Origin of the sequence: Falsiroseomonas oryzae, assembly GCF_027856955.1 — a bacterium.
In the GTDB taxonomy this organism is placed as follows: Bacteria; Pseudomonadota; Alphaproteobacteria; order Acetobacterales; family Acetobacteraceae; genus Falsiroseomonas; species Falsiroseomonas oryzae.
Genome location: NZ_JAPSMD010000396.1, coordinates 1 through 4,966 on the forward strand (window position 1 = coordinate 1; position 4,966 = coordinate 4,966).

6 protein-coding genes are annotated in these 4,966 nt (G+C 73.2%); all 6 read left to right on the top strand.

From position 1 onward, the window contains the following. A partial coding sequence (locus tag OZN99_RS25315) for a portal protein (protein ID WP_270938013.1) occupies positions 1 to 249 on the top strand: 249 nt, incomplete at its 5' end. A 7-nt stretch (positions 250 to 256) separates the two neighbouring features. After that, complete coding sequence (locus OZN99_RS25320) at positions 257 to 991, top strand: capsid assembly protein (protein ID WP_270938014.1); 735 nt, start codon at positions 257 to 259, stop codon at positions 989 to 991. Between the two features lie 261 nt (positions 992 to 1,252). Further along, a complete protein-coding gene (locus tag OZN99_RS25325; RefSeq protein ID WP_270938015.1) occupies positions 1,253 to 2,092 on the top strand; it encodes a phage capsid protein in 840 nt (279 codons plus the stop codon). Positions 2,093 to 2,205: 113 nt separating this feature from the next. Beyond that, complete coding sequence (locus OZN99_RS25330; protein WP_270938016.1) at positions 2,206 to 2,775, top strand: hypothetical protein; 570 nt, start codon at positions 2,206 to 2,208, stop codon at positions 2,773 to 2,775. A gap of 7 nt (positions 2,776 to 2,782) precedes the next feature. Beyond that, positions 2,783 to 4,663 carry a hypothetical protein gene (locus OZN99_RS25335; protein ID WP_270938017.1) on the top strand — a complete coding sequence of 627 codons (1,881 nt, stop codon included), beginning with the start codon at positions 2,783 to 2,785 and terminating at the stop codon, positions 4,661 to 4,663. Next, the coding region (locus tag OZN99_RS25340) for a hypothetical protein (RefSeq protein ID WP_270938018.1) at positions 4,663 to 4,966 on the top strand (304 nt) is incomplete at its 3' end. The genes OZN99_RS25335 and OZN99_RS25340, both read left to right, overlap by 1 nt.

Consider the following 4,966-nt stretch of genomic DNA (forward strand, 5'->3'; position numbering starts at 1 on the left):
CCGCCCGTCACCCTCGACGGGCGCGCGGTGCGGCTGGTCTATGCCTCGCCGCTCGCCCGCGTTCAGGCGCGCGCGGACGCCGCCGACACGCTGCTGTTCCTCGAAGCCGCGTCCGCGCTGGGCGCGGAGGCGAAGGCGACGCTCGATGCCGGCGCCGCCGCGCGCTGGCTGGCCCGCACGCTCGGCGCCCCGCCGGAAATCCTCCGGCCAGTCGGCGCCGCCACACCCGAAACCACCGACCAGGAGTGAGCCCGGCATGTCCGAGGATCTTCTCGACGTCACTGCGAAGAACCCGCAACAGCCTGCCCAGCAGATCGAGGTTCCGGAAAAATTCCGGGATGCCGCGACCGGCGCGCTGCGCGTGGAGGCGCTGCTGAAGTCCTACCTGGAGCTGGAGCGGGCCCTGTCCCGCCGCGTCGCCCCGCCCGCTGCCGACGCGCCGGAGGAGGAGCGCGCGCGCTGGCGGAAGCTGCTCGGCGTGCCGGAGACGCCGGAGGCCTACGAGATCACGCCGCCGCACGACATGTGCGGCCCCGACCCGGATGTGAACCGCCGCCTGCACGAGGCCGGCTTCACCTGCCAGCAGGCGCAGCTGGTGTACGACATGGCCGCCGAGCGCCTGCTGCCGCTGATCGCCGAGGCGGCGGCCGAGTTCGAGGCCGGCAAGCAGCGCGAGAAGCTGCATGCTGAGTTCGGCGGCGAGGAGCGCTACCGGCGCCTGGCGCCGCAGATCGCCGCCTGGGGTCGCGCCAACCTCTCCGAGCCCGTCTTCGCCGCACTGGCCACGACGGCGGAAGGCGTGCTGGCGATGCACCGCATGATGAGCGCGAAGGAGCCGCCTCTGTCCCGCGACGCGGATGCCGAGGCCGCGCCGGACGAGGCGGAGCTGCGGAAGATGATGCGCGACCCGCGCTACTGGCGCACGCGCGAGCCCGACTTCGTGAAGCGCGTGACCGAGGGCTTCCGCCGCCTGGTCGGCGAGCAGGGCTAGCCCCGCCTTTTCGACACCCGGCTCGGCGCCTCCCGCCCATCGCGGTCGAGGCGCCGTGGCCGCCGCGCGGTGCCTCCCGCGCGCGGCGGCCGGCGGGGCGGATGGCGCGGGCCGCATGCACGGCCCCCATCCGTCCCGCATCCCTTCGCCCGCACCCAACCCGGCTTCCGGGCGTGCGGGCTGTTCCGCCGTCGCCTCCGCCCGACCAGGCCAACGGATGCGTCGGCGCGTCCCGCAACAGGCTGATCCAGGAGAGCCGCGATGCCTGCGAGCACGCAGATCGACGCCGTCTTCACCAAGCAGTTCCAGGCCGAGGTGCACGAGGCCTACCAGCGCCAGGGCTCCAAGCTGCGCAAGACCGTGCGCAGCAAGACCGGCGTGGCCGGCACCAGCACCTTCTTCCCGAAGGTCGGCAAGGGCACCGCCGCCGCCAAGACGCGGCACGGCAGCGTGCCCGTGATGAACCTCGAGCACGCGCAGGTGGAGTGCGTGCTGCAGGACTACTACGCGGGCGACTGGGTGGACCGGCTCGACGAGCTGAAGACCAACCTCGACGAGCGAGAGGTGATCGCCAATGCCGGCGCCTACGCGCTCGGCCGCAAGACCGACGAGCTGATCATCGCCGCGCTCGACACCGGCACGCGCGAGGCGCTGGGCACCGCGGCCGGCACCACCGACACTGACGGGCTGACCAAGGCGAAGGTGCTGCTGGCCTTCGAGATGATGGGCGCGGCGGACGTGCCGGATGACGGCAACCGCTACGCCATCGTCGGCTGGAAGCAGTGGAGCCAGCTGCTGGAGATCGACGAGTTCGCCTCGGCCGACTACGTCGGGCCGGAGGAGCTGCCCTGGCGGGGCACGCAGGCGAAGCGCTGGTTGGGCGCGCTGTGGATGCCGCATACCGGCCTGACGAAGTCCGGCGTGCTGCGCTACTGCTACTTCTACCATAGGACCGCGATCGGCCACGCCGCGGCGGCGGAGGTGCAGACCGACGTCACTTGGCACGGCGACCGCGCCGCGCATTTCGTCGCCAACATGATGAGCCAGGGCGCCGTGCTGGTGGACGACACCGGCGTCGTGCGCATGCGCGCCAAGGAATGACATCGCGCATGCGCGCGAAGGAATAGCGCGCCACTGCTCCCTCCCCCGCACTGCGGGGGAGGGTCGGGGTGGGGGCCCGCGCCCCCGGACACAGCAAGCGGAACACCCTCCACATGTCCCTCACCGCCCTCGCGCTCTGCTCGCGCGCCCTGCTGCGCCTGGGCGCGCAGCCGATCGCCTCGCTGACCGAGGGCACCGCGGAGGCGGAGGTCGCGGCCAACCTCTACCCCGGCGTGCGCGACGCGATCCTGTCGGCGCATCCCTGGACCTTCGCCACCGGCCAGTCCGACCTGGCGCGGCTGGTGGCGGTGCCGCATGCCGATTTCGCGCATGCCTTCCAGCTGCCACCCGGCTTCCTGCGCGCGCTGTCCGCGGGCGGCGGCGGGCGCGGACGGGGAATCGCCTATCGCATCCATGAAGGTCGCCTGCACGCCGATGCCGAACAGGTCACGCTGACCTACATCTTCCGCCCGGAGGAGAGCGCCTTCCCGCCCTTCTTCGCGCAGGCCCTCGTCGCGCGCCTCGCCGCCGAGTTCTGCCTGCCCTTGACCGAGAGCGCCTCGCGCTCCGAGGTGCTGTTCCGCCTGGCGGAGCAGGAGCTGCGCCAGGCGCGGCTGATCGACAGCCAGCAGGACACGCCGCGCGGGATCGAGGATTTCCCGCTGGTGACGGTGCGGGGCTGAGCGCGCCATGCCCGCCGCCACCCGCCGCACCAAGTCGAGCTTTGCCGCCGGCGAGCTGGCGCCCGAGCTCTACGGCCGCGCCGACCTGCGCGCCTTCGAGAACGGCGCACGCCGCCTGCGCAACGTGGTGATCCAGCCGACCGGCGGCGTCACGCGCCGGCCCGGGCTGCGCCACCTGGCCACGCTGTCCGGCCCCGCGCGGCTGATCCCGTTCGAGTTCAACACCGAGCAGACCTACCTGGTCGTGCTGACCGCCGGGCGGATGCAGGTGTTCAAGGACGACGTCGAGGTCGCCTCGCTGGCCGCACCCTGGGGCGCGGCGATGCTGCCGCAGATGGCGTTCACCCAGAATGCCGATACGCTGCTGCTGTTCCATCCCGACATGCTGCCGAAGCGCATCACGCGAAGCAGCCACACCGCCTGGACCATCGCCGACTTCGCCTTCTCGCGGCCGCCCTTCCACGCCTTCGTTGGCGGCGTGACGCTGCAGCCCAGCGGCACCACGGGCAGCATCACCCTGACCGCCAGCGCACCGCTGTTCCAGCCCGGCCATGCCGGCAACTGGTTCCGCCTGGACGGGGTGCGGGTGGCGATCGGCACGGTGCTGAGCGCGCAGCAGGCGACCGCCACGGTCGAGGGCACGCTGTCCGGCACCGCCGCCACGACGGCGTGGGAGGAAGCCGCCTTCAGCTGGGTGCGCGGTTGGCCCGTCTGCGGCTGCTTCCACCAGGCGCGCCTGGTGCTGGGCGGGTCGCGCGACATGCCGAACCGGCTGTTCCTCTCGCGCACCGGCGACCTCGGCGACTTCGACCCCGGCACCGGCCTGGACGATGAGGGCATCGACTTCGCGCTGATGTCGGACCAGGTGAACGCCATACGCGGCGTCTTCTCCGGCCGGCACCTGCAGGTCTTCACCTCCGGCGCGGAGTGGATGGTCACCGGCGACCCGCTGACGCCGGCTTCCATCCAGCTCAGCCGGCAGACGCGCATCGGCAGCCCCGTGGACCGCATGGTCCCGCCGGTGGACGTGGACGGCTCCACCGTCTTCGTCGCGCGCTCCGGCCGCGCCGTGCACGAGTTCGCCTATACCGAGGTCGGCGACGCCTACCAGGCCAACGACCTGGCACTGGTCGCGCGACACATCGTCTCCGCGCCGGTCTCCATGGCCTATGACCAGGCGGAGCGGCTGCTGCACCTGGTCATGGCGGATGGCAGCATCGGCACGCTGACGCTCTATCGCGCCGAGCAGGTGATCGCCTGGACCCGGCAGGAAACGCAGGGCGCCTTCCGCGCCGTGGCCGAGACCGACGGCCGCGTCTACGTGGTGGCGGAGCGTGCCGGCTCGTATCGGCTGGAGCGCTTCGATGCCGCCCTCGGCACCGATGCCGCCCTGTCCGGCACCGCCGTCACGCCGCAGGATCTCTGGACCGGCCTTGCACATCTGGAAGGCCGGGAGGTCGGCGTCCTTGCGGACGGCGCGCCGCGCGGCGCCGCGACGGTGGCGAATGGCCGTGTCGCGCTGGACCCACCGGCGCTGGCCGTGCAGGTCGGGCTCGGCTTCAGCCATGTGATCGAGCCGCTGCCGCCGCAGTTGGCCATCGGCGCGGGCGCCGGCGCAGCGCCGCTGCGCCTGGTCTCCGCCACCTTCCGCCTGCTCGGCACGCACGCCCTGGCGGTGGATGTCGGCCGCGGCCTGCAGCCGGTGCCGTTCCGCCGGCTGGACACGCCGCTGCTGGATGCGCCGCCCCAGCCCTTCACCGGCGACGTCACGCTGCGTGCGCTCGGCTGGCGGCGGGACGCGCTGGCGCCGCTCTGGCGCGTGGAGGGCGACACGCCGCTGCCGCTCACGCTGCTGTCCGTCACCACCGACACGAGGATGAACGACTGATGGCGCAGATCGCCCCCATCGCGACGCTGCTCGGCGCCGGCGCCTCGCTCTACGCGACGACGCGTCAGGCGCAGCTCCAGTCCTCCCAGGCACGGCAGCAGCAGGACACGGCCCGCGCGCAGAACGAGGTGCGCGCCCAGCAGGCGGCGGTGCAGCAGGCCGCGGAGCAGCGCGCGCGCGATGCGCGGCTGGCCGGCACGGTCGCCGCCACGCGCGCGCGGCTGGCGGCCGGCGGCGTCGCGCCGGACGAAGGCTCCGCCGCCGCGCTCACCGCCGGGATACAGCGCGACGCGGCGGCGGCGC